This window comes from Pseudomonas sp. NS1(2017) (genome assembly GCF_002269425.1).
In the GTDB taxonomy this organism is placed as follows: domain Bacteria; phylum Pseudomonadota; class Gammaproteobacteria; order Pseudomonadales; family Pseudomonadaceae; genus Aquipseudomonas; species Aquipseudomonas reactans.
The window spans coordinates 1,316,133-1,337,363 of sequence record NZ_CP022960.1 but is presented as its reverse complement, the minus strand read 5'-3'; the positions used below and the strand labels follow the sequence as shown (position 1 = coordinate 1,337,363).

22 protein-coding genes are annotated in these 21,231 nt (G+C 57.4%); all 22 read left to right on the top strand.

Annotated elements, in window-relative coordinates; genetic code table 11:
* The first annotated feature begins 525 nt into the window (after positions 1 to 525).
* The 22 genes from rpmH to CI807_RS06340 all read left to right on the top strand — a co-directional run bounded on the left by rpmH (position 526) and on the right by CI807_RS06340 (position 21,193).
* Complete coding sequence (rpmH, locus tag CI807_RS06445; RefSeq protein ID WP_003213577.1) at positions 526 to 660, top strand: 50S ribosomal protein L34; 135 nt, start codon at positions 526 to 528, stop codon at positions 658 to 660.
* A gap of 16 nt (positions 661 to 676) precedes the next feature.
* Positions 677 to 1,081: a ribonuclease P protein component gene (rnpA, locus tag CI807_RS06440; RefSeq protein ID WP_218239533.1), complete on the top strand. Its 405-nt coding sequence runs from the start codon at positions 677 to 679 to the stop codon at positions 1,079 to 1,081.
* Positions 1,074 to 1,319, top strand: coding sequence for a membrane protein insertion efficiency factor YidD (gene yidD / locus CI807_RS06435; RefSeq protein ID WP_003213574.1), 246 nt, complete (start codon positions 1,074 to 1,076; stop codon positions 1,317 to 1,319). The genes rnpA and yidD overlap by 8 nt, the downstream gene beginning before the upstream one ends.
* Before the next feature lie 2 nt (positions 1,320 to 1,321).
* Entirely contained in the window at positions 1,322 to 3,004 is a 1,683-nt protein-coding gene (yidC, locus tag CI807_RS06430) for a membrane protein insertase YidC (protein ID WP_016978719.1), read from the top strand.
* Positions 3,005 to 3,083: 79 nt separating this feature from the next.
* On the top strand, positions 3,084 to 4,454 hold the full coding sequence (gene mnmE, locus CI807_RS06425) for a tRNA uridine-5-carboxymethylaminomethyl(34) synthesis GTPase MnmE (RefSeq protein ID WP_095014086.1): 1,371 nt from the start codon (positions 3,084 to 3,086) through the stop codon (positions 4,452 to 4,454).
* 551 nt (positions 4,455 to 5,005) lie between these two features.
* Positions 5,006 to 6,898 (top strand): tRNA uridine-5-carboxymethylaminomethyl(34) synthesis enzyme MnmG, encoded by a 1,893-nt coding sequence (mnmG, locus tag CI807_RS06420; RefSeq protein ID WP_068937761.1) that lies wholly within the window; start codon positions 5,006 to 5,008, stop codon positions 6,896 to 6,898.
* Positions 6,895 to 7,539 (top strand): 16S rRNA (guanine(527)-N(7))-methyltransferase RsmG, encoded by a 645-nt coding sequence (rsmG, locus tag CI807_RS06415; protein ID WP_033900490.1) that lies wholly within the window; start codon positions 6,895 to 6,897, stop codon positions 7,537 to 7,539. Before mnmG ends, rsmG begins: the two co-directional genes overlap by 4 nt.
* Before the next feature lie 18 nt (positions 7,540 to 7,557).
* A complete protein-coding gene (locus CI807_RS06410) occupies positions 7,558 to 8,355 on the top strand; it encodes a ParA family protein (RefSeq protein WP_016978715.1) in 798 nt (265 codons plus the stop codon).
* Positions 8,356 to 8,364: 9 nt separating this feature from the next.
* Positions 8,365 to 9,237, top strand: a complete 873-nt coding sequence (locus CI807_RS06405) for a ParB/RepB/Spo0J family partition protein (protein WP_016970690.1) — start codon at positions 8,365 to 8,367, stop codon at positions 9,235 to 9,237.
* A 148-nt stretch (positions 9,238 to 9,385) separates the two neighbouring features.
* Positions 9,386 to 9,793 (top strand): F0F1 ATP synthase subunit I, encoded by a 408-nt coding sequence (locus CI807_RS06400; RefSeq protein WP_017528671.1) that lies wholly within the window; start codon positions 9,386 to 9,388, stop codon positions 9,791 to 9,793.
* A gap of 16 nt (positions 9,794 to 9,809) precedes the next feature.
* The gene (atpB, locus tag CI807_RS06395) at positions 9,810 to 10,679 is read left to right on the top strand and encodes a F0F1 ATP synthase subunit A (protein WP_016978714.1); all 870 of its coding nucleotides are present in this window, start codon (positions 9,810 to 9,812) and stop codon (positions 10,677 to 10,679) included.
* A gap of 134 nt (positions 10,680 to 10,813) precedes the next feature.
* Positions 10,814 to 11,071, top strand: a complete 258-nt coding sequence (atpE, locus tag CI807_RS06390) for a F0F1 ATP synthase subunit C (protein ID WP_002555987.1) — start codon at positions 10,814 to 10,816, stop codon at positions 11,069 to 11,071.
* A 56-nt stretch (positions 11,072 to 11,127) separates the two neighbouring features.
* Positions 11,128 to 11,598 (top strand): F0F1 ATP synthase subunit B, encoded by a 471-nt coding sequence (locus tag CI807_RS06385; protein WP_008439543.1) that lies wholly within the window; start codon positions 11,128 to 11,130, stop codon positions 11,596 to 11,598.
* A gap of 12 nt (positions 11,599 to 11,610) precedes the next feature.
* The gene (locus tag CI807_RS06380; RefSeq protein WP_010207689.1) at positions 11,611 to 12,147 is read left to right on the top strand and encodes a F0F1 ATP synthase subunit delta; all 537 of its coding nucleotides are present in this window, start codon (positions 11,611 to 11,613) and stop codon (positions 12,145 to 12,147) included.
* A 21-nt stretch (positions 12,148 to 12,168) separates the two neighbouring features.
* Positions 12,169 to 13,713, top strand: coding sequence for a F0F1 ATP synthase subunit alpha (gene atpA, locus CI807_RS06375; protein WP_010207686.1), 1,545 nt, complete (start codon positions 12,169 to 12,171; stop codon positions 13,711 to 13,713).
* A 50-nt stretch (positions 13,714 to 13,763) separates the two neighbouring features.
* Entirely contained in the window at positions 13,764 to 14,624 is an 861-nt protein-coding gene (gene atpG / locus CI807_RS06370; RefSeq protein WP_034139931.1) for a F0F1 ATP synthase subunit gamma, read from the top strand.
* Between the two features lie 27 nt (positions 14,625 to 14,651).
* A complete protein-coding gene (atpD, locus tag CI807_RS06365; protein ID WP_010207684.1) occupies positions 14,652 to 16,028 on the top strand; it encodes a F0F1 ATP synthase subunit beta in 1,377 nt (458 codons plus the stop codon).
* A gap of 44 nt (positions 16,029 to 16,072) precedes the next feature.
* Complete coding sequence (locus CI807_RS06360; protein WP_003177061.1) at positions 16,073 to 16,489, top strand: F0F1 ATP synthase subunit epsilon; 417 nt, start codon at positions 16,073 to 16,075, stop codon at positions 16,487 to 16,489.
* A 123-nt stretch (positions 16,490 to 16,612) separates the two neighbouring features.
* Positions 16,613 to 17,980, top strand: coding sequence for a bifunctional UDP-N-acetylglucosamine diphosphorylase/glucosamine-1-phosphate N-acetyltransferase GlmU (glmU, locus tag CI807_RS06355; protein WP_095014085.1), 1,368 nt, complete (start codon positions 16,613 to 16,615; stop codon positions 17,978 to 17,980).
* Between the two features lie 128 nt (positions 17,981 to 18,108).
* Entirely contained in the window at positions 18,109 to 18,876 is a 768-nt protein-coding gene (locus CI807_RS06350; RefSeq protein WP_010207681.1) for a DeoR/GlpR family DNA-binding transcription regulator, read from the top strand.
* A 10-nt stretch (positions 18,877 to 18,886) separates the two neighbouring features.
* Positions 18,887 to 20,719 carry a glutamine--fructose-6-phosphate transaminase (isomerizing) gene (glmS, locus tag CI807_RS06345; RefSeq protein WP_095014084.1) on the top strand — a complete coding sequence of 611 codons (1,833 nt, stop codon included), beginning with the start codon at positions 18,887 to 18,889 and terminating at the stop codon, positions 20,717 to 20,719.
* A gap of 60 nt (positions 20,720 to 20,779) precedes the next feature.
* Entirely contained in the window at positions 20,780 to 21,193 is a 414-nt protein-coding gene (locus CI807_RS06340; protein WP_095014083.1) for a hypothetical protein, read from the top strand.
* Positions 21,194 to 21,231 lie beyond the last annotated feature (38 nt).

The following is a 21,231-nucleotide window of genomic DNA, read 5'->3' as shown; positions in this document are numbered from 1 at the left end:
CGCCCACTTATCCACATGTAGCTTGATCACAGGCCGGCCAAAATCAACGTCTTAACGGTAATAAAGGCGACCAATGGTCTGTGCATAAGCTCTGTGGATAAGCCTACCTAAGGTCGTTGTACAAGTGGGGTCGAAAGTCTGTGGGTAACTGGCCTGTGGATAACAACCCCTTTCGCCCACAGCTTATCCGACAGCGCAGCACAGGCAGAGCACCGTTTCTCCCCCGTGTTGTCATTCTCTGTACATCAGGTGGAATAAGGCCTCAAGGTAGTTATCCACAGAGGAAGGCCTGCCTAGCTTTTATAAGCTTTACAGAAAAGCTTTAAATAACTTCCTTCTTTATTTTTATATTTATGCCCTGACTTGGGAAAGCCGAGCGGATAGAAGAGGCAGATGGGCGGTAGATATCTAATTAAAGGAAAAGCTGGTTGGAAATTGACCTAGAGGCTTGCTTTCTCTAGAATCGCCGGTCTCTTAAAACGGGGGCCATTCCGGCCCGTTGTGGACGAACCAGGTAACAACGCCATGAAACGTACTTTCCAACCAAGCACCATCAAACGCGCCCGTACCCACGGCTTCCGTGCTCGCATGGCCACCAAGAACGGCCGTGCTGTCCTGTCGCGTCGCCGCGCCAAAGGTCGTGCGCGTCTGGCAGTTTGATAATCCGGTACTGGTGGTGAGTCAGGACTTCAGTCGGGAAAAGCGTCTGCTAACCCCCCGGCATTTCAAGGCAGTCTTTGACTCCCCCACCGGCAAGGTTCCGGGGAAAAATCTCCTGCTCCTTGCGCGTAACAACGATCTTGATCACCCCCGTCTCGGGTTGGTGATCGGCAAGAAGAGCGTAAAGCTCTCCGTTGAGCGCAATCGCCTCAAGCGTCTGATGCGCGAATCGTTTCGCCTCCACCAGGACACTCTGGTTGGTTGGGATATTGTTATCGTCGCGCGCAAAGGCTTGGGTGATGTAGAAAACCCCGAATTGATTCAGCATTTCGGCAAGCTCTGGAAACGTCTGGCGCGTACCAACAAACCAGCTCCAGTGACCAACACCGAAACTGTAGGGGTAGACAGTACCGATGCGTAAACTGGCCCTCGTTCCGATCCAGTTTTATCGCTATGCCATTAGTCCTCTGATGGCCAACCACTGTCGTTTCTACCCCAGTTGTTCCTGCTACGCGTTAGAGGCCATAGAAAATCATGGTCTTCTGCGCGGTGGCTGGCTGACCTTTCGTCGTTTAGGTCGCTGTCATCCGTGGAATCCCGGTGGTTATGACCCGGTTCCACCTATCCCTACCTCCCGTTCTTCTTCGATGGCCGAGTAATCATGGATATTAAACGCACGATCCTGATCGTCGCCCTGGCAATCGTGTCCTACGTCATGGTTCTTCAGTGGAACCAGGACTATGGCCAAGCTGCCCTGCCGACTCAGAATGTTGCTACCAATCAGGCTGCGCCGGCTATTCCGGACACCCCGCTGGGTAACAATGCGTCCGCGAGTGCCGATGTTCCCAGCGCGAATGGCGAGACAAGCGCCCCTTTAGAAACGCCAGTGGTCACCAATAAAGACCTCATCCATGTCAAAACGGATGTGCTCGACCTGGCTATCGACCCACAAGGTGGTGATATCGCGCAGTTGAAACTGCCGCTGTATCCACGTCGCCAAGACCATCCGGATGTTCCGTTCCAACTGTTCGATAACGGTGGTGAACGTACTTATCTGGCGCAAAGTGGCCTGACCGGCACCAACGGTCCGGATGCGCGTGCTACCGGTCGTCCGGTTTATTCGACCGAACAGAAGACTTATCAACTGGCTGATGGCCAGAACCAGTTGAACGTTGACCTGAAATTCAGCCTCGACGGCGTCAACTACATCAAGCGTTTCAGCTTTACCCGTGGTCTGTACGACTTGAAGGTCACTTACCTGATCGACAACGAAAGCGACAAACCATGGAGCGGCAACCTGTTTGCCCAGCTCAAGCGTGACGCCAGTTCCGATCCTTCTTCCAGCACTGCCACCGGCACCGCGACTTACCTGGGCGCCGCCCTGTGGACAAGTAACGAGCCGTACAAAAAAGTGTCGATGAAAGATATCGACAAGGGCTCGCTGAAAGAAACTGTTCAAGGTGGTTGGGTAGCCTGGCTGCAACACTACTTTGTGACCGCCTGGATCCCGAGCAAGGGCGACGCGAACCTGGTTCAAACCCGCAAGGACAGCCAAGGCAACTACATCATTGGCTTCACTGGCCCGGCGTTGACCGTAGCACCCGGTGCCAAGGCAGAAACCAGCGCTACCCTGTACGCCGGCCCAAAAAGCCAGGCTGTGCTGAAAGAGTTGTCCCCAGGTCTGGAACTGACTGTGGATTACGGCTTCCTGTGGTTCATCGCCCAGCCGATTTTCTGGTTGCTGCAACATATCCACAGCATTGTGGGTAACTGGGGCTTCTCGATCATCTTCCTGACCATGCTGATCAAGGGGATCTTCTTCCCACTGTCGGCAGCCAGCTACAAGTCGATGGCGCGCATGCGTGCCGTAGCACCGAAACTGGCGGCGCTGAAAGAACAACATGGCGATGATCGGCAGAAAATGTCGCAGGCCATGATGGAGCTGTACAAGAAAGAGAAGATCAACCCGCTGGGTGGATGCTTGCCGATTCTTGTGCAAATGCCGGTGTTCCTGTCGCTGTACTGGGTTCTCCTGGAAAGCGTGGAAATGCGCCAGGCACCGTTCATGCTGTGGATAACTGACCTGTCGATCAAAGACCCGTTCTTTATCCTGCCGATCATCATGGGCGCGACCATGTTCATCCAGCAGCGTTTGAACCCGACTCCGCCGGATCCGATGCAGGCCAAGGTAATGAAAATGATGCCAATCATCTTCACCTTCTTCTTCCTGTGGTTCCCTGCTGGTCTGGTGCTGTACTGGGTAGTCAACAACGTGTTGTCGATCTCTCAACAGTGGTACATCACACGTAAAATCGAAGCGGCTACCGCAAAAGCCTCTGCATAATTTACTCTGTGGATAACCACTCAAGACGCCCCCTAGTGGGGCGTTTTGCTTTCCGTCACTTTAGTTCTGGAACCTGCTGATGAGCGCTCCTCGTGAAACCATCGCTGCTGTCGCTACCGCTCAAGGTCGCGGCGGTGTCGGTATCGTTCGTATCTCCGGACCGCTCGCCGGTAAGGCGGCCGAGGCTATCAGCGGCCGCGAGTTGAAGCCGCGATATGCCCATTACGGACCCTTCCTCGATGCCGACAAAAGTGTGTTGGATGAGGGGCTGGCGATTTACTTTCCGGGGCCAAACTCATTCACCGGCGAAGATGTCCTGGAATTGCAGGGACACGGCGGCCCGGTTGTACTGGATATGTTGCTGCAGCGCTGCTTGCAATTGGGCTGTCGTTTGGCCCGGCCAGGAGAGTTCAGTGAACGCGCCTTCCTGAACGACAAACTCGACCTGGCCCAGGCCGAAGCCATCGCTGACTTGATCGAAGCCAGTTCTGCACAGGCGGCACGCAACGCACTGCGCTCGCTGCAGGGCGCATTTTCTCTGCGTGTGCATAACTTGACCGAGCAGTTGATCAGCCTGCGTATCTACGTGGAGGCGGCGATTGATTTCCCGGAGGAAGAAATCGACTTTCTCGCCGATGGCCACGTCTTGGCGATGCTGGATAAAGTCCGAGATGAGTTATCCACAGTACTGCGTGAAGCCGGGCAGGGCGCTTTGTTGCGCGATGGCATGACCGTGGTAATTGCCGGTCGGCCCAATGCCGGCAAATCCAGCCTGCTCAACGCCCTGGCGGGGCGTGAAGCGGCGATCGTGACCGAGATCGCTGGCACGACGCGGGATATCTTGCGTGAACATATCCACATCGACGGTATGCCCCTGCACGTGGTCGACACCGCTGGCTTGCGCGATACCGATGACCAGGTAGAAAAGATTGGCGTAGAACGAGCGCTCAAAGCCATCAGTGAAGCGGATCGGGTGCTGTTGGTGGTCGATGCCACCGCGCCTGAGGCTGTGGATCCTTTTGCACTGTGGCCGGAATTCCTTGAGCAACGGCCGGACCCGGCCAAAGTCACCTTGATCCGTAACAAGGCCGACCTGACCGGTGAAGCCATCGCCATGGAAACCAGCACTGATGGCCATGTCACCATCAGCCTGAGCGCTAAAGCAGCGGGGGATGGCCTGGAACTGCTGCGCGAGCACCTCAAAGCCTGCATGGGCTACGAGCAGACCTCGGAAAGCAGCTTCAGCGCGCGCCGCAGGCACCTGGAGGCGTTGCGTCATGCGAGCGCAGCGTTGGAGCACGGCCGGGCACAGCTGACTTTGGCGGGCGCAGGGGAACTGCTGGCTGAAGATTTACGTCAGGCACAGCAGCTATTGGGTGAAATCACCGGTGCATTCAGCTCCGATGATTTGCTTGGGCGGATCTTTTCCAGCTTCTGCATCGGTAAATAGCACCTCGTTTCCCATAGACAGGCCATTCGCGCCTGTCTATTTCGCCCACTTCGGGGCATTCCAATCCATTTTTTGAATGACCACCCAGGTTGTGGCGGCTTTTGCGTGGGCGTTATTTGGTCTGTTGGCACTTTTCTGTGGATTAAGCCCTGTGAATAACCGCCTCTGTGCCCAGTTGATAACAGGGCCTGAAACCTGAGTAAAAAACCGCCTGTGGATAAGCACCTGTTTAATCCACAGGCTTAAAGCACTTATCCAAGCCCCTCATTGGCACATGACCACAGACTTTTGAATCGCTGTACACAACGTAAACAAAGGCCTATAGAGATCTATCCACAGAAAGATAGCTACGTAGAAATAAACATAAAAACAAAGATCTAATAAATTTCTCTCTTTTTAATTTCTATTGTCTGTGATTCATCCACAGCTGGTTAAATTTTGTGCAAAGGGTTCTTTAGGAAGGGCTAAGTCCCTATACTTGCCGCCAAAGCTCTAAAACTCTTTCAACAGACAATTCCTGATTACCTACATAAGCAGGCACGAGGTGCGTGGTGGATTTCCCTTCCCGTTTTGAAGTGATCGTCATCGGCGGCGGTCATGCCGGTACCGAGGCAGCACTGGCGTCAGCACGCATGGGGGTAAAAACCCTGTTGTTGACGCATAACGTGGAAACCCTCGGCGCCATGAGTTGCAACCCCGCCATTGGTGGGATCGGCAAAAGCCATTTGGTCAAGGAAATCGATGCCCTTGGCGGCGTGATGGCCATGGCTACCGATAAGGGTGGTATTCAGTTTCGTGTGCTCAACAGCCGCAAAGGCCCAGCCGTAAGGGCTACCCGGGCTCAAGCCGACCGCATCCTGTACAAGGCTGCTGTGCGCGAAACCCTGGAAAACCAACCGAACCTGTGGATATTTCAGCAAGCCGCAGATGACCTGATCGTCGAACAAGACCAGGTGCGCGGTGTTGTCACCCAAATGGGCCTGCGTTTCTTCGCAGAATCCGTGGTGTTGACCACCGGCACGTTCCTCGGCGGACTTATCCACATCGGTATGCAGAACTATTCCGGCGGTCGCGCTGGTGATCCGCCGTCGATTGCCCTTGCAAAACGCCTGCGTGAATTACCGCTGCGTGTAGGCCGCCTGAAAACCGGGACTCCGCCGCGTATCGATGGGCGTTCTGTGGATTTCTCGGTGATGACCGAACAAGCCGGCGACACGCCGATCCCGGTCATGTCGTTCATGGGCTCCAAAGAACAGCACCCGAAACAGGTGAGCTGCTGGATTACCCACACCAATGCCCGCACCCACGAAATCATCGCCGCGAACCTCGATCGTTCGCCGATGTACTCCGGGGTAATCGAAGGCATCGGCCCACGTTATTGCCCGTCGATCGAAGACAAGATCCACCGCTTTGCCGACAAGGAAAGCCACCAAGTCTTCATCGAGCCCGAAGGCTTGACCACTCATGAGCTGTACCCGAACGGGATTTCCACTTCCCTGCCGTTCGACGTGCAAATCCAGATAGTGCAATCGATCCGTGGCATGGAAAACGCACACATCGTGCGTCCGGGCTACGCCATCGAATACGACTACTTCGACCCGCGCGACCTGAAGTACAGCCTGGAAACCAAAGTGATTGGCGGTCTGTTCTTCGCAGGCCAAATCAACGGCACCACCGGTTACGAAGAGGCCGGCGCCCAAGGTTTGCTGGCCGGGACCAACGCAGCATTGCGTGCGCAAGGCAAAGACAGCTGGTGCCCGCGTCGCGACGAAGCGTATATCGGCGTACTGGTCGATGACCTGATTACCCTGGGCACCCAGGAACCGTACCGGATGTTCACTTCCCGGGCGGAATACCGTTTGATCCTGCGTGAAGACAACGCGGACCTGCGCCTGACCGAAAAAGGTCGCGAACTCGGACTGGTCGATGATGTGCGTTGGGAAGCCTTCTGCAAAAAACGCGAAAGCATTGCATTGGAAGAACAGCGCCTGAAAAGCACTTGGGTTCGCCCTGGCACTGAACAAGGCGACGCGATCGCTGAAAAATTCGGCACGCCGCTGACCCACGAGTACAACTTGCTCAACCTGCTGTCCCGTCCGGAAATCGACTACGCTGGTCTGGTCGAAGTGACCGGCCAGGGCGCGGAAGATCCACAGGTCGCCGAGCAGGTCGAAATCAAGACCAAATACGCCGGTTACATTGACCGCCAACAGGACGAGATCGCTCGCCTGCGCGCCAGTGAAGACACCAAGCTGCCTGTGGATATCGACTACACCGGTATTTCCGGCTTGTCGAAAGAAATCCAAAGCAAGCTGGGGATAACTCGTCCCGAGACATTGGGCCAGGCTTCACGTATCCCGGGCGTAACCCCGGCAGCCATTTCGCTGTTGATGATTCATTTGAAAAAACGCGGCGCGGGCCGTCAGTTGGAGCAAAGCGCTTGAGTTCGTTGGTCACCTCGCAACACGCAGAAGAGTTATCCACAGGCGCACGCCAGTTGGGCGTCGACTTGACCGAAACCCAGCACGAGCTGCTGTTGGGGTATTTGGCGTTGTTGATCAAATGGAACAAGGCTTACAACCTGACCGCGGTGCGTGATCCCGACGAAATGGTGTCCCGTCACTTGCTCGACAGCTTGAGCGTGATGCCCTTTATCGAAAACGGTCGCTGGCTCGACGTCGGCAGTGGCGGTGGCATGCCGGGGATTCCCCTGGCCATCCTGTTTCCCGAGTCCCAAGTGACCTGCCTGGACAGCAACGGCAAGAAAACCCGTTTCCTGACCCAGGTCAAACTCGAACTCAAGCTGGATAACCTGCACGTTATCCACAGTCGCGTCGAAGCCTTCACGCCTGAACAGCCTTTCAACGGAATTGTTTCCAGGGCCTTCAGCAGCATGGAGAACTTCAGCAACTGGACCCGCCACCTCGGCGACCGCGATACCCGCTGGCTGGCAATGAAGGGCGTCCATCCAAGCGATGAGCTGTTAGCATTGCCGGCAGACTTCCACCTCGATAGCGAACACGCCTTGGCCGTACCCGGTTGCCAAGGCCAACGCCATCTGCTGATACTGCGCCGCACGGCATGATTGGGAACACAAGCAAGAATGGCTAAGGTATTCGCGATAGCGAACCAGAAAGGTGGCGTGGGCAAAACCACCACCTGCATCAACCTCGCAGCATCCCTGGTCGCCACCAAGCGCCGGGTGCTGCTGATCGATCTCGATCCACAGGGCAACGCCACCATGGGTAGCGGTGTGGATAAACACGGCCTGGAAAACTCGGTCTACGACTTGCTGATTGGCGAGTGTGACCTGGCCCAGGCTATGCACTACTCCGAACACGGCGGTTATCAACTGCTGCCGGCCAACCGCGATTTGACCGCGGCGGAAGTGGTGCTGCTGGAAATGCAGATGAAGGAAAGCCGTCTGCGTAGCGCCTTGGCGCCGATCCGCGAGAATTACGACTACATTTTGATCGACTGCCCGCCGTCACTGTCGATGCTGACCTTGAATGCGCTGGTGGCCGCCGATGGGGTGATTATCCCCATGCAGTGCGAGTACTACGCACTGGAAGGGTTGAGCGACCTTGTGGATAACATCAAGCGCATCGCCGAGTTGCTCAACCCGAACCTGCAGATCGAAGGCTTGCTGCGGACCATGTTCGATCCGCGCTTGAGCCTGATGAACGATGTGTCGGCGCAGCTCAAGGAACATTTCGGTGATCAGCTTTACGACACGGTGATCCCGCGCAACATCCGTCTGGCCGAAGCGCCAAGCTACGGCATGCCCGCGCTGGCGTACGACAAGTCCTCCCGTGGTGCCATTGCCTACCTGGCGCTGGCCGGCGAGATGGTTCGTCGCCAACGCCGCAACTCACGCACCGCTGCAGCCCAGCCAACTTAAGGAATCCCCATGGCCGTCAAGAAACGAGGTCTCGGACGTGGACTGGATGCACTGTTGAGTGGTCCGACCGTCACATCGCTTGAAGAACAAGCGGTGCAGGCCGACGAGCGCGAGCTGCAGCACCTGCCGCTGGACCTGATCCAGCGCGGCAAATACCAGCCACGCCGGGACATGGACCCGCAGGCACTGGAAGAGCTGGCCAATTCGATCAAGGCCCAGGGCGTGATGCAGCCAATCGTGGTGCGCCCGATTGGCGGCGGCCGCTTTGAAATCATCGCCGGTGAGCGCCGCTGGCGCGCCAGCCAGCAGGCCGGCAAGGAAACCATCCCGGCCATGGTTCGCGACGTGCCGGATGAAACCGCCATCGCCATGGCGCTGATCGAGAACATCCAGCGCGAAGACCTCAACCCGATCGAAGAAGCGATCGCCCTGCAGCGTTTGCAGCAGGAATTCCAGCTGACCCAGCAACAAGTGGCCGAGGCGGTGGGTAAATCCCGCGTGACCGTGTCCAACTTGCTTCGCCTGATTGCGCTGCCGGAAGTCATTAAGACCATGTTGTCCCACGGCGACCTGGAAATGGGGCACGCCCGTGCTTTGCTCGGTTTGCCGGAAAATCAACAGGTTGAAGGGGCGCGACACGTTGTCGCACGGGGGCTCACCGTTCGCCAGACCGAGGCGTTGGTTCGCCAGTGGCTCAGCGGCAAACCTGCACCGGTCGAAACGGCCAAACCTGATCCGGATATCGCCCGTCTCGAGCAGCGCCTGGCCGAGCGGCTGGGCTCTGCGGTGCAAATTCGCCACGGCAAGAAAGGCAAAGGGCAATTGGTCATCGGTTATAACTCGCTTGATGAGCTTCAGGGCGTCCTTGCCCACATCCGCTGAAACATTTGCTTATGTAGCGTGTGATCGGAAATCACTACCCGACAGTTGAATAGGGGCAGAACCGCCCCTATACTCTGCGCGCATTTTGTCGGCACAAATTATGCCAAGTTATTGATTTCCGGCAGCCGACCATTGAGGAGCAAGAGTGATGGAAACCCGCACGCCAAACACGTTGCCGTTCCATCGCTTGGCCGTTTTTCCGGTTTTATTGGCTCAATTTGTCATTTCGCTGATCGCCGCATTGGCGCTTTGGTATTGGCATGGAGTCGTTGCCGGATATTCAGGACTCTGCGGAGGCCTGATAGCCTTGCTGCCCAATATGTATTTTGCTCACAGGGCCTTTCGGTTTTCCGGCGCCCGAGCAGCCCAGGCTATCGTCCGGTCATTTTATGCCGGCGAGGCAGGGAAACTGATTTTGACGGCAGTGCTGTTTGCACTGACCTTTGCAGGTGTGAAGCCATTGGCGCCGCTGGCTGTATTCGGCGTCTTCGTGTTGACCCAACTGGTCAGCTGGTTCGCTCCCCTGCTAATGAAAACAAGACTTTCGAAACCTTAGGGCGTTTGAGGCAACCATGGCAGAAACAACCGCTTCGGGCTATATCCAGCACCACTTGCAGAACCTGACCTTCGGTCAGCTTCCTAATGGCGGCTGGGGCTTTGCCCACTCCGCAGCAGAGGCCAAAGAAATGGGCTTCTGGGCTTTCCACCTGGACACTCTGGGCTGGTCGGTCGCATTGGGTCTGATCTTCGTCTTCATTTTCCGCATGGCGGCAAAGAAGGCGACTTCCGGTCAGCCAGGTGCTTTGCAGAACTTCGTTGAAGTACTGGTCGAATTCGTCGATGGCAGCGTGAAAGACAGCTTCCATGGCCGTAGCCCGGTGATCGCACCGCTGGCACTGACCATCTTCGTCTGGGTGTTCCTGATGAACGCCGTCGACCTGATCCCGGTTGACTGGATTCCTCAGCTGGCCATGGCGATCAGCGGCGACCCGCACATTCCATTCCGTGCCGTATCGACCACTGACCCGAACGCTACCCTGGGCATGGCCCTGTCGGTCTTCGCGTTGATCATTTTCTACAGCATCAAGATCAAGGGCATCGGCGGCTTCATCGGCGAACTGACCCTGCACCCGTTCGGCAGCAAGAACATCTTCGTTCAAGCCCTGCTGATCCCGGTGAACTTCCTGCTGGAATTCGTGACCCTGATCGCCAAGCCGATTTCCCTGGCCCTGCGACTGTTCGGCAACATGTATGCCGGCGAGCTGGTATTCATTCTGATCGCTGTGATGTTCGGCAGCGGCCTGCTCTGGCTTAGCGGCCTGGGCATTGTTCTGCAGTGGGCGTGGGCTGTGTTCCACATCCTGATCATCACCCTGCAGGCCTTCATCTTCATGATGCTGACCATCGTCTACCTGTCGATGGCGCACGAAGAGAACCATTAAGACCAGTCTCGACTAGTCTGATGTCCTTCCCGGTCAAACGGGAAGGTAGGCCCTACCGGGCTATGAAACGATTTGTTTTACCGCTTTAAAATCTAAAAAACCTAAACCATACGACGTAAAAGTCGGGAGGAAAGATGGAAACTGTAGTTGGTCTAACCGCTATCGCTGTTGCACTGTTGATCGGCCTGGGCGCCCTGGGTACTGCCATTGGTTTCGGCCTGCTGGGCGGCAAGTTCCTGGAAGGCGCAGCGCGTCAGCCAGAAATGGTTCCAATGCTGCAAGTTAAAATGTTCATCGTCGCCGGCCTGCTCGACGCCGTGACCATGATCGGTGTTGGTATCGCTCTGTTCTTCACCTTCGCGAACCCTTTCGTTGGTCAACTCGCCGGTTAATCACTCGTCTTTTCGAGTGATTGGTGTGTTGTGCAACGAATGAGCGAGGTATTGGCGTGAACATTAATGCAACCATTATTGGTCAGTCCTTAGCGTTCTTGATTTTTGTCGTTTTCTGCATGAAGTTCGTATGGCCTCCGGTCATCGCAGCTCTGCACGAACGTCAGAAGAAGATCGCGGATGGGCTGGACGCTGCAGCACGAGCAGCTCGCGACCTGGAGTTGGCCCAAGATAAAGCGGGTCAACAACTGCGCGAAGCGAAAGCTCAAGCAGCCGAAATCATTGAGCAAGCCAAGAAACGCGGTAACCAGATCGTTGAAGAGGCTGTTGAAAAAGCCCGTATCGACGCTGACCGTGTGAAGGTTCAGGCTCAGGCCGAGATCGAGCAGGAACTGAACGGTGTCAAAGATGCGCTGCGTGCCCAACTGGGTGCTCTGGCCGTCGGCGGTGCTGAGAAGATCCTGGGTGCCACAATCGATCAAAACGCGCACGCGGAGCTGGTAAACAAACTGGCTGCTGAAATTTAAGCGAGGGCGATCATGGCAGAATTGACCACGTTGGCCCGACCTTACGCTAAGGCAGCCTTCGAGCACGCCCAGGCCCACCAGCAGCTGGCCTCTTGGTCAGCCATGCTCGGCCTGGCTGCAGCAGTGTCGCAAGACGACACCATGCAGCGCGTGCTCAAGGCCCCGCGACTGACGAGCGCAGACAAGGCCGCCACTTTTATTGAAGTGTGCGGCGACAAGTTCGATGTGAAAGTGCAGAACTTCATCCACGTCGTTGCCGAAAACGACCGTCTCCTGCTTCTGCCGGAGATTGCCGCTCTTTTCGACCTGTACAAGGCCGAGCAAGAGAAGTCGGTAGACGTTGAAGTGACCAGTGCTTTTGCATTGAACCAAGAACAGCAAGACAAACTCGCCAAGGTTCTCAGTGCACGACTCGACCGGGAAGTGCGCCTGCAAGTTGCGGAAGACAAATCCCTCATTGGGGGCATTGTCATTCGCGCCGGCGACCTGGTTATCGATGGCTCGATTCGCGGCAAACTCGCGAATCTTGCCGAAGCATTGAAATCTTGAGTTTGAAGGGGCAGCAGAGCAATGCAGCAACTCAATCCTTCCGAAATAAGTGAAATTATCAAGGGCCGCATCGACAAGCTCGATGTGACCTCCCAAGCCCGTAACGAAGGCACTGTCGTCAGCGTATCTGACGGTATCGTGCGGATTCACGGTCTGGCCGACGTAATGTCCGGCGAGATGATCGAGTTTCCGGGCGGCGTCTTCGGTATGGCCCTCAACCTGGAGCAGGACTCCGTAGGTGCCGTTATCCTGGGCGCTTACCAGTCTCTGGCTGAAGGCATGAGCGCCAAGTGCACTGGCCGCATCCTGGAGGTTCCGGTTGGTAAGGAACTGCTGGGTCGCGTAGTCGACGCACTGGGTAACCCTGTTGACGGCAAAGGTCCACTGGGCAACACCGAGACCGACGCGGTCGAGAAAGTTGCTCCAGGCGTGATCTGGCGTAAGTCGGTAGACCAGCCTGTACAGACTGGCTACAAGGCTGTCGATGCCATGATCCCTGTCGGCCGTGGCCAGCGTGAGCTGATCATCGGTGACCGTCAGATCGGTAAAACCGCTCTGGCGATCGACGCGATCATCAACCAGAAAGACAGCGGTATTTTCTGCGTCTACGTAGCCATCGGTCAGAAGCAATCGACCATCGCCAACGTGGTTCGCAAGCTGGAAGAGAACGGCGCACTGAAAAACACGATCATCGTGGCTGCCAGTGCTTCGGAATCGCCTGCACTGCAATACCTGGCACCGTATGCCGGTTGCACCATGGGTGAATTCTTCCGCGACCGCGGTGAAGACGCGCTGATCGTTTATGACGATCTGTCCAAGCAAGCAGTGGCTTACCGCCAGATTTCCCTGCTGCTGCGCCGTCCACCAGGCCGTGAAGCTTACCCAGGCGACGTGTTCTATCTCCACTCCCGTCTGCTGGAGCGCGCATCCCGCGTTTCGGAAGAGTACGTAGAGAAGTTCACCAACGGCGCAGTGACCGGCAAAACCGGTTCCCTGACCGCACTGCCGATCATCGAAACCCAGGCTGGCGACGTTTCCGCGTTCGTTCCGACCAACGTGATTTCCATCACCGACGGTCAGATCTTCCTGGAATCGGCCATGTTCAACTCGGGCATCCGCCCTGCAGTGAACGCCGGTGTTTCGGTATCCCGTGTGGGTGGTGCCGCTCAGACCAAGATCATCAAGAAGCTCTCCGGTGGTATCCGTACCGCTCTGGCTCAGTACCGTGAACTGGCGGCATTCGCCCAGTTCGCTTCTGACCTGGACGAAGCGACCCGTAAGCAACTTGAGCATGGTCAGCGCGTTACCGAGCTGATGAAGCAGAAGCAATACGCCCCAATGTCGATCGCTGACATGGCGTTGTCGCTGTATGCCGCTGAGCGTGGGTTCCTGACTGACGTCGAAATCGCCAAGGTCGGCAGCTTTGAACAAGCGCTGATTGCTTACTTCAACCGCGATCACGCCGACTTGTTGGCCAAGATCAACGTGAAGGGTGACTTCAATGACGAAATCGACGCTGGCCTCAAAGCCGGTATCGAGAAGTTCAAGGCCACCCAAACCTGGTAAGCCGCAGCGGGAGCCGCAAGGCTCCCGCTTGCTAACCTGATAGGTGTTACATGGCAGGCGCAAAAGAGATTCGCAGTAAGATTGCGAGCATCAAAAGCACGCAAAAAATTACCAGCGCCATGGAAAAAGTGGCGGTCAGCAAAATGCGCAAGGCACAAATGCGCATGGCTGCTAGCCGTCCTTATGCGGAGCGTATCCGCCAGGTAATTGGGCATCTGGCCAACGCCAACCCGGAATACCGCCACCCCTTCATGATCGAGCGCGAAGTTAAGCGTGTCGGTTATGTGGTTGTGAGCAGTGACCGTGGTTTGTGCGGTGGTTTGAATACCAACCTGTTCAAGGCCCTGGTCAAGGACATGGCGGTAAACCGCGAAAAAGGCGTCGAGATCGATCTGTGTGTTGTTGGTAGCAAGGGTGCGGCCTTTTTCCGCAACTTCGGCGGCAACGTCGTAGCAGCTATCAGCCACCTGGGTGAAGAGCCGTCGATCAATGATTTGATCGGCAGTGTGAAGGTGATGCTGGATGCATACCTGGAAGGCCGGATTGACCGCCTCTCCGTGGTATCCAACAAGTTCATCAACACCATGACCCAGCAGCCAACCGTGGAGCAATTGATCCCACTGGTGGCGACTCCGGATCAGGAACTCAAGCACCACTGGGACTACCTCTACGAACCAGACGCCAAAGAGCTGCTTGACGGCTTGATGGTGCGCTACGTGGAGTCGCAGGTGTACCAGGCGGTGGTCGAGAACAACGCAGCTGAACAAGCGGCGCGGATGATCGCGATGAAAAACGCTACCGATAACGCCGGTGATCTGATCAGCGATTTGCAGCTGATCTACAACAAGGCGCGTCAGGCTGCGATCACCCAAGAGATCTCGGAAATCGTCGGCGGCGCTGCCGCGGTTTAACGGTTCAAATATTCAGAGGATCCAGCTATGAGTAGCGGACGTATCGTTCAAATCATCGGCGCCGTTATCGACGTGGAATTTCCACGCGACAGCGTACCGAGCATCTACAACGCGCTGAAAGTACAAGGCGCGGACACTACTCTGGAAGTTCAGCAGCAGCTGGGCGACGGCGTAGTTCGTACCATTGCGATGGGTTCCACCGAAGGCTTGAAGCGCGGTCTGGACGTTGTCGACTCTGGCGCAGCCATCTCCGTACCGGTCGGTAAAGCGACCCTGGGCCGGATCATGGACGTACTGGGCAACCCGATTGACGAAGCGGGTCCGATCGACACCGAAGAGCGTTGGGGCATTCACCGTCCAGCACCTTCGTTCGCCGAACAAGCTGGCGGCAACGACCTGCTGGAAACCGGCATCAAGGTTATCGACCTGGTTTGCCCGTTCGCCAAAGGCGGTAAAGTCGGTCTGTTCGGTGGTGCCGGTGTAGGCAAGACCGTAAACATGATGGAACTGATCCGTAACATCGCCATCGAGCACAGCGGTTACTCCGTGTTCGCCGGTGTGGGTGAGCGTACCCGTGAGGGTAACGACTTCTACCACGAGATGAAGGACTCCAACGTTCTGGACAAAGTGGCACTGGTTTACGGTCAGATGAACGAGCCGCCGGGAAACCGTCTGCGCGTAGCATTGACCGGTCTGACCATGGCCGAGAAGTTCCGTGACGAAGGTAACGACGTTCTGCTGTTCGTCGACAACATCTACCGTTACACCCTGGCCGGTACTGAAGTATCCGCACTGCTGGGCCGTATGCCTTCCGCAGTAGGCTACCAGCCGACCCTGGCCGAAGAGATGGGCGTTCTGCAAGAACGTATCACTTCGACCAAAGAAGGTTCGATCACTTCGATCCAAGCGGTATACGTACCTGCGGATGACTTGACCGACCCGTCGCCAGCGACCACCTTCGCCCACTTGGACGCCACCGTCGTACTGTCCCGTGACATCGCTTCCCTGGGTATCTACCCAGCGGTCGATCCACTCGACTCGACTTCGCGCCAGCTGGACCCGAACGTGATCGGCCAGGAGCACTACGACACCGCTCGCGGCGTTCAGTACGTGCTGCAGCGTTACAAAGAACTGAAGGACATCATTGCGATCCTGGGTATGGACGAGCTGTCGGAAGCCGACAAGCAGTTGGTAAACCGTGCTCGTAAGATCCAGCGTTTCTTGTCGCAGCCGTTCTTCGTGGCTGAAGTCTTCACCGGTGCATCGGGTAAATACGTTTCCCTGAAAGACACCATTGCTGGCTTCAAAGGCATCCTCAACGGTGACTACGACCACCTGCCAGAACAAGCGTTCTACATGGTCGGCGGCATCGAAGAAGCGATCGAGAAAGCCAAGAAACTGTAATCCAGGCGCCCGGAAACGGGCGCTCATCAGGTTGAGGCAATCAGATGGCTATGACAGTCCATTGCGATATCGTCAGCGCGGAAGGGGAAATCTTCTCCGGTCTGGTAGAGATGGTGATTGCACACGGCGAACTCGGTGACCTTGGTATTGCCATGGGTCACGCGCCGTTGATCACCAGCTTGAAGCCAGGTCCGATCACTCTGACCAAGCAAGGCGGGGAAAAAGAGGTGTTTTACATCTCGGGTGGTTTCCTCGAGGTTCAGCCGAACATGGTCAAGGTACTTGCCGACACCGTGCAACGTGCTGGCGACCTGGATGAAGCCTCCGCTCAGGAAGCCGTCAAGGCTGCTGAGAAGGCCCTGAACGAAAAGGGTGCGGACTTCGACTACAGCGCTGCTGCTGTACGTCTGGCCGAGGCTGCAGCTCAGCTGCGCACGCTCCAGCAGATCCGCAAGAAGTAAGCGGCCATGCCGTCATGCTTCAAGCGCGATTGATTAAAAAGGGTAGCCTCGGCTACCCTTTTTCTTTTTTTGCAAAACACTTCTCTGGTCTGAAGCCGGACCGCCCAGGATTGGTAGCCACTCATGTCTCTTGAAATCGTCATTCTCGCCGCAGGCCAGGGCACCCGTATGCGTTCGGCCCTGCCCAAGGTGCTGCACCCGGTTGCCGGCAATTCCATGCTTGGCCATGTTATCCACAGCGCCCGGCAGCTCGACCCACAGCGCATTCACGTGGTGATCGGCCACGGTGCCGATGCGGTGCGTGAACGCCTCGCCGCGGACGATTTGAATTTCGTATTGCAAGACAAACAACTGGGCACCGGCCACGCCACCGCTCAAGCCGTGCCCTTCATCAGCGCCGACACCGTGCTGATTCTCTACGGTGACGTGCCGCTGATCGAAGTCGAAACCCTGCAACGCCTGCTCAAGCACGTCGTGCCTGGCCAGATGGGCCTGCTGACGGTTGAACTGGATGACCCCACCGGCTACGGACGCATCGTGCGCAACGCCGATGGTAAGGTTGCCGCTATCGTTGAGCACAAAGATGCCAGCGAAGCCCAGCGCGCCATTACCGAGGGCAACACGGGGATCCTGGCGGTCCCTGCCGATAAACTCGGCGATTGGATGAGCCGCCTGTCCAACAACAACGCCCAGGGCGAGTACTACCTGACCGACGTCATCGAGATGGCGGTAAGCGATGGCCTGTTGGTTGCCACTGAGCAACCCCACGACCCGATGGAAGTGCAGGGCGCCAACGACCGCAAGCAACTCGCCGAACTGGAGCGTCACTACCAATTGCGCGAAGGTCGCCGCCTGATGGCCCAAGGCGTGACGTTGCGTGACCCGGCACGCTTCGATGTACGCGGTGAAGTGACCGTTGGCCGCGATGTGCTGATCGACATCAACGTGATCCTCGAAGGCCGCGTGATCATCGAGGACGACGTGGTGATTGGCCCGAACTGTGTGATCAAGGACAGCACCCTGCGCAAAGGCGTGGTGGTCAAGGCCAACAGTCACCTGGACGGCGCGGTGATGGGGGAGGGCAGCGATGCGGGTCCGTTTGCGCGTTTGCGTCCCGGCAGCGTGCTGGAAGCCAAGGCCCATGTGGGTAACTTCGTCGAGCTGAAAAATGCTCACCTGGGCGAAGGCGCCAAGGCGGGTCACCTGACTTACCTGGGCGATGCCGTCATCGGCGCGCGCACCAACATCGGCGCCGGCACGATCACCTGCAACTACGACGGCGCCAACAAGCACCAGACAGTGCTGGGTGAAGACGTGTTTATCGGTTCCAATAACTCATTGGTTGCTCCGGTGACAGTGGGTGACGGCGCCACCACGGCGGCTGGTTCCACCATCAATCAGGATGTGGATAACTTGCAGCTTGGCGTAGCCCGCGCCCGTCAACGCAACATCGACGGCTGGAAGCGCCCGGTCAAAATCAAAAAGACCTGAGTTATCCACACTCATTGAAACCTGTTGGCTAACCACCCACAGGTTTTTTTATACCCGCATATTGACGATTTTCTCCGAATAGGTTTTGATTGCCTTCGTTATCTTTCGAAACGAAACTTAAAGTCAAAATGTCGAAACGAAATACCCCCCAACGACGCCACAATATCCTGACCTTGCTCAATGAACAGGGCGAAGTCAGCGTGGACGAGTTGGCCAAGCGTTTCGAAACGTCGGAAGTTACGATCCGCAAGGACCTGGCCGCGCTCGAAAGCAACGGCCTGTTGCTGCGCCGCTACGGTGGCGCCATCACCATGCCCCAGGAACTGGTGGGCGACGCCACCCAACCCATCTCGGTGTACAAGCGCGCCATCGCCCGTGCCGCCGTGATGCGTCTGCGTGAACATGCGCGGATCATCATCGACAGCGGCAGCACCACCGCCGCCATGATTCCCGAGTTGGGCCACCAGCCCGGCCTGGTGGTGATGACCAACTCCCTGCACGTCGCCCGCGCGTTGAGCGAACTTGAACACGAACCGGTGCTGCTGATGACCGGCGGTACCTGGGACCCGCATTCGGACTCGTTCCAGGGCCAGGTCGCCGAGCAAGTGCTGCGTTCCTATGACTTTGACCAACTGTTTATCGGCGCCGATGGCATCGATCTGCAACGCGGCACCACCACCTTCAATGAATTGCTGGGCCTGAGCCGCGTCATGGCCGAGGTCGCCCGGGAAGTGGTGGTCATGGTCGAATCCGACAAGATCGGCCGCAAGATTCCCAACCTGGAACTGCCCTGGAGCAGCGTCCATACCCTTATCACCGATGATCGCCTGCCGCTTGAGGCCCGCGACCAGATCCAAGCCCGCGGCATTACGCTGATATGCGCGGCAATCATCTAGGAGAAACACCATGTGTGGCATCGTAGGCGCAGTCGCTGAACGCAACATCACCCCGATTCTGATCGAAGGCCTCAAGCGCCTGGAATACCGCGGCTATGACAGCGCCGGTGTGGCGGTCTTCACCAACGCCGGCAAGCTGGAGCGCATGCGCCGTCCGGGCAAGGTCAGCGAGTTGGAGCAGGCCCTGGCCGGCGAGCCGCTGGTTGGCCGTCTGGGTATCGCCCACACCCGTTGGGCGACCCACGGTGCGCCGTGCGAACGCAACGCTCACCCGCACTTTTCCGGCGACCTCGCCGTGGTGCACAACGGCATTATCGAAAACCACGAAGTGTTGCGCGAACAACTGAAAGGCCTGGGCTACGTGTTCACCTCGGACACCGACACCGAAGTCATCGCCCACTTGCTCAATCACAAGCTCAAGGATCATAGCGACTTGACCACCGCCCTCAAGGCCACAGTCAAGGAACTGCACGGCGCCTACGGTCTGGCCGTGGTCAGTGCGAGCCAACCGGACCGCGTGGTTGCCGCTCGCAGTGGCAGCCCGTTGGTGATCGGCCTGGGCCTGGGCGAAAACTTCCTTGCCTCCGACCAACTGGCCCTGCGCCAGGTCACCGACCGCTTCATGTACCTGGAAGAAGGCGATATCGCCGACATTCGCCGTGAAAGCGTGCAGATCTGGGACGTCAACGGTCAATCCGTCGAGCGTGAAGCTGTGCAATATCGAGACGGCGCCGAAGCCGCCGACAAGGGCGAATACCGCCACTTCATGCTCAAGGAAATCCACGAGCAACCGGCTGTGGTGCAACGCACCCTGGAAGGTCGCCTGAGCCAGAACCAAGTGCTGGTCAACGCCTTCGGCCCACAGGCCGCCGAGCTGTTCGCCAAAGTGCGCAACGTGCAGATCGTCGCCTGCGGCACCAGCTACCACGCCGGCATGGTTGCGCGTTACTGGCTGGAAGAACTGGCCGGCATCCCGTGCCAGGTCGAAGTCGCCAGCGAGTTCCGCTACCGCAAGGTGGTGGTGCAACCCGACACCCTGTTCGTGACCATCTCCCAGTCCGGCGAAACTGCCGACACCCTGGCCGCCCTGCGCAATGCCAAGGAACTGGGCTTCCTGGCCAGCCTGGCGATCTGCAACGTCAGCATCAGCTCCCTGGTGCGTGAATCCGACCTGACCTTGCTGACCCAAGCCGGTCGCGAAATCGGCGTGGCATCCACCAAAGCCTTCACCACCCAGTTGGTGGGCCTGCTGCTGCTGACCCTGTCCCTGGGCCAAGTGCGCGGCACTCTGGCCGAAGGCGTCGAGGCCACGCTGGTTGAAGAACTGCGCCGCCTGCCAACCCGCCTCGGCGAAGCCCTGGCCATGGACAGCACCGTGGAAAAAGTCGCCGAACTGTTCGCCGACAAGAACCACACCCTGTTCCTCGGCCGTGGCGCGCAATACCCGGTGGCGATGGAAGGTTCGCTCAAGCTCAAGGAAATCTCGTACATCCACGCCGAAGCCTACCCGGCCGGCGAACTCAAGCACGGCCCATTGGCCCTGGTGGATGACGACATGCCGGTGGTCACCGTGGCGCCGAACAACGAGCTGCTGGAAAAGCTCAAGTCCAACCTGCAGGAAGTCCGCGCCCGTGGCGGCCAACTGGTGGTGTTCGCCGACGAAAAAGCTGGCATGACCAACGGCGAAGGCACCCACGTCATCAACATGCCGCACATCAACGACACCCTGTCGCCAATCCTCTACACCATCCCGCTGCAGTTGCTGTCGTACTACGTTGCTGTGTTGAAAGGCACTGACGTCGACCAGCCGCGCAACCTGGCGAAGTCGGTAACCGTGGAGTAACCCGCCATATCCTGGAGGCCCGCCCGGGTCTCCAGGCTCCCGCGAAAGGACGCGCCCTCGATGCAAACCCCCTCCCAGCTCCACCAGCGCTTGCACAATCACCGCTTCATCGTCGCCAACAATACCCAGGGGCTTTCCGGCTCGGGCACGGTATTTCATTACCTTGTCGAGGGGGATGCCATCTCCAGCACTTACCAGGGCGGGCGGATTCGCCTGGGCACACAAGTGGGGCGAGTGACAGGCCCGGACACTATCGAACTGCTGTTTCAGTGCCTGACCTTGGACGGTGAGCTGCTGTCGGGTTGGTCGCGTGGCACGGTCGGTTTGGATGCTGTCGGGGTTACCACATTGAGCTTTGTATGGGGTTGGTTGTCGGGGGCGACGGGTGGAGGGGAGTCCAGCTATGTGGAACTCATTGAGTCAGTTGAGAGATCAGAAAATAAATCGGAAAAATTCTCTGGAATAGCTGTATAAAACTGTCTTTCTATCCCGTTAATATTGATCTTTAAGGA

What these genes read in the sequence shown, in the direction of transcription:
- yidC (WP_016978719.1), top strand. Translation starts at nt 1,322, where the DNA reads ATGGATATTAAACGCACGATCCTGATCGTCGCCCTGGCAATCGTGTCC.
- atpB (WP_016978714.1), top strand. Translation starts at nt 9,810, where the DNA reads ATGGCAGAAACAACCGCTTCGGGCTATATCCAGCACCACTTGCAGAAC.
- atpE (WP_002555987.1), top strand. Translation starts at nt 10,814, where the DNA reads ATGGAAACTGTAGTTGGTCTAACCGCTATCGCTGTTGCACTGTTGATC.
- atpG (WP_034139931.1), top strand. Translation starts at nt 13,764, where the DNA reads ATGGCAGGCGCAAAAGAGATTCGCAGTAAGATTGCGAGCATCAAAAGC.
- CI807_RS06400 (WP_017528671.1), top strand. Translation starts at nt 9,386, where the DNA reads ATGGAAACCCGCACGCCAAACACGTTGCCGTTCCATCGCTTGGCCGTT.
- yidD (WP_003213574.1), top strand. Translation starts at nt 1,074, where the DNA reads ATGCGTAAACTGGCCCTCGTTCCGATCCAGTTTTATCGCTATGCCATT.
- rpmH (WP_003213577.1), top strand. Translation starts at nt 526, where the DNA reads ATGAAACGTACTTTCCAACCAAGCACCATCAAACGCGCCCGTACCCAC.
- mnmE (WP_095014086.1), top strand. Translation starts at nt 3,084, where the DNA reads ATGAGCGCTCCTCGTGAAACCATCGCTGCTGTCGCTACCGCTCAAGGT.
- atpA (WP_010207686.1), top strand. Translation starts at nt 12,169, where the DNA reads ATGCAGCAACTCAATCCTTCCGAAATAAGTGAAATTATCAAGGGCCGC.
- CI807_RS06340 (WP_095014083.1), top strand. Translation starts at nt 20,780, where the DNA reads ATGCAAACCCCCTCCCAGCTCCACCAGCGCTTGCACAATCACCGCTTC.
- atpD (WP_010207684.1), top strand. Translation starts at nt 14,652, where the DNA reads ATGAGTAGCGGACGTATCGTTCAAATCATCGGCGCCGTTATCGACGTG.
- glmS (WP_095014084.1), top strand. Translation starts at nt 18,887, where the DNA reads ATGTGTGGCATCGTAGGCGCAGTCGCTGAACGCAACATCACCCCGATT.
- CI807_RS06360 (WP_003177061.1), top strand. Translation starts at nt 16,073, where the DNA reads ATGGCTATGACAGTCCATTGCGATATCGTCAGCGCGGAAGGGGAAATC.
- CI807_RS06350 (WP_010207681.1), top strand. Translation starts at nt 18,109, where the DNA reads ATGTCGAAACGAAATACCCCCCAACGACGCCACAATATCCTGACCTTG.
- glmU (WP_095014085.1), top strand. Translation starts at nt 16,613, where the DNA reads ATGTCTCTTGAAATCGTCATTCTCGCCGCAGGCCAGGGCACCCGTATG.
- CI807_RS06405 (WP_016970690.1), top strand. Translation starts at nt 8,365, where the DNA reads ATGGCCGTCAAGAAACGAGGTCTCGGACGTGGACTGGATGCACTGTTG.
- CI807_RS06380 (WP_010207689.1), top strand. Translation starts at nt 11,611, where the DNA reads ATGGCAGAATTGACCACGTTGGCCCGACCTTACGCTAAGGCAGCCTTC.
- CI807_RS06410 (WP_016978715.1), top strand. Translation starts at nt 7,558, where the DNA reads ATGGCTAAGGTATTCGCGATAGCGAACCAGAAAGGTGGCGTGGGCAAA.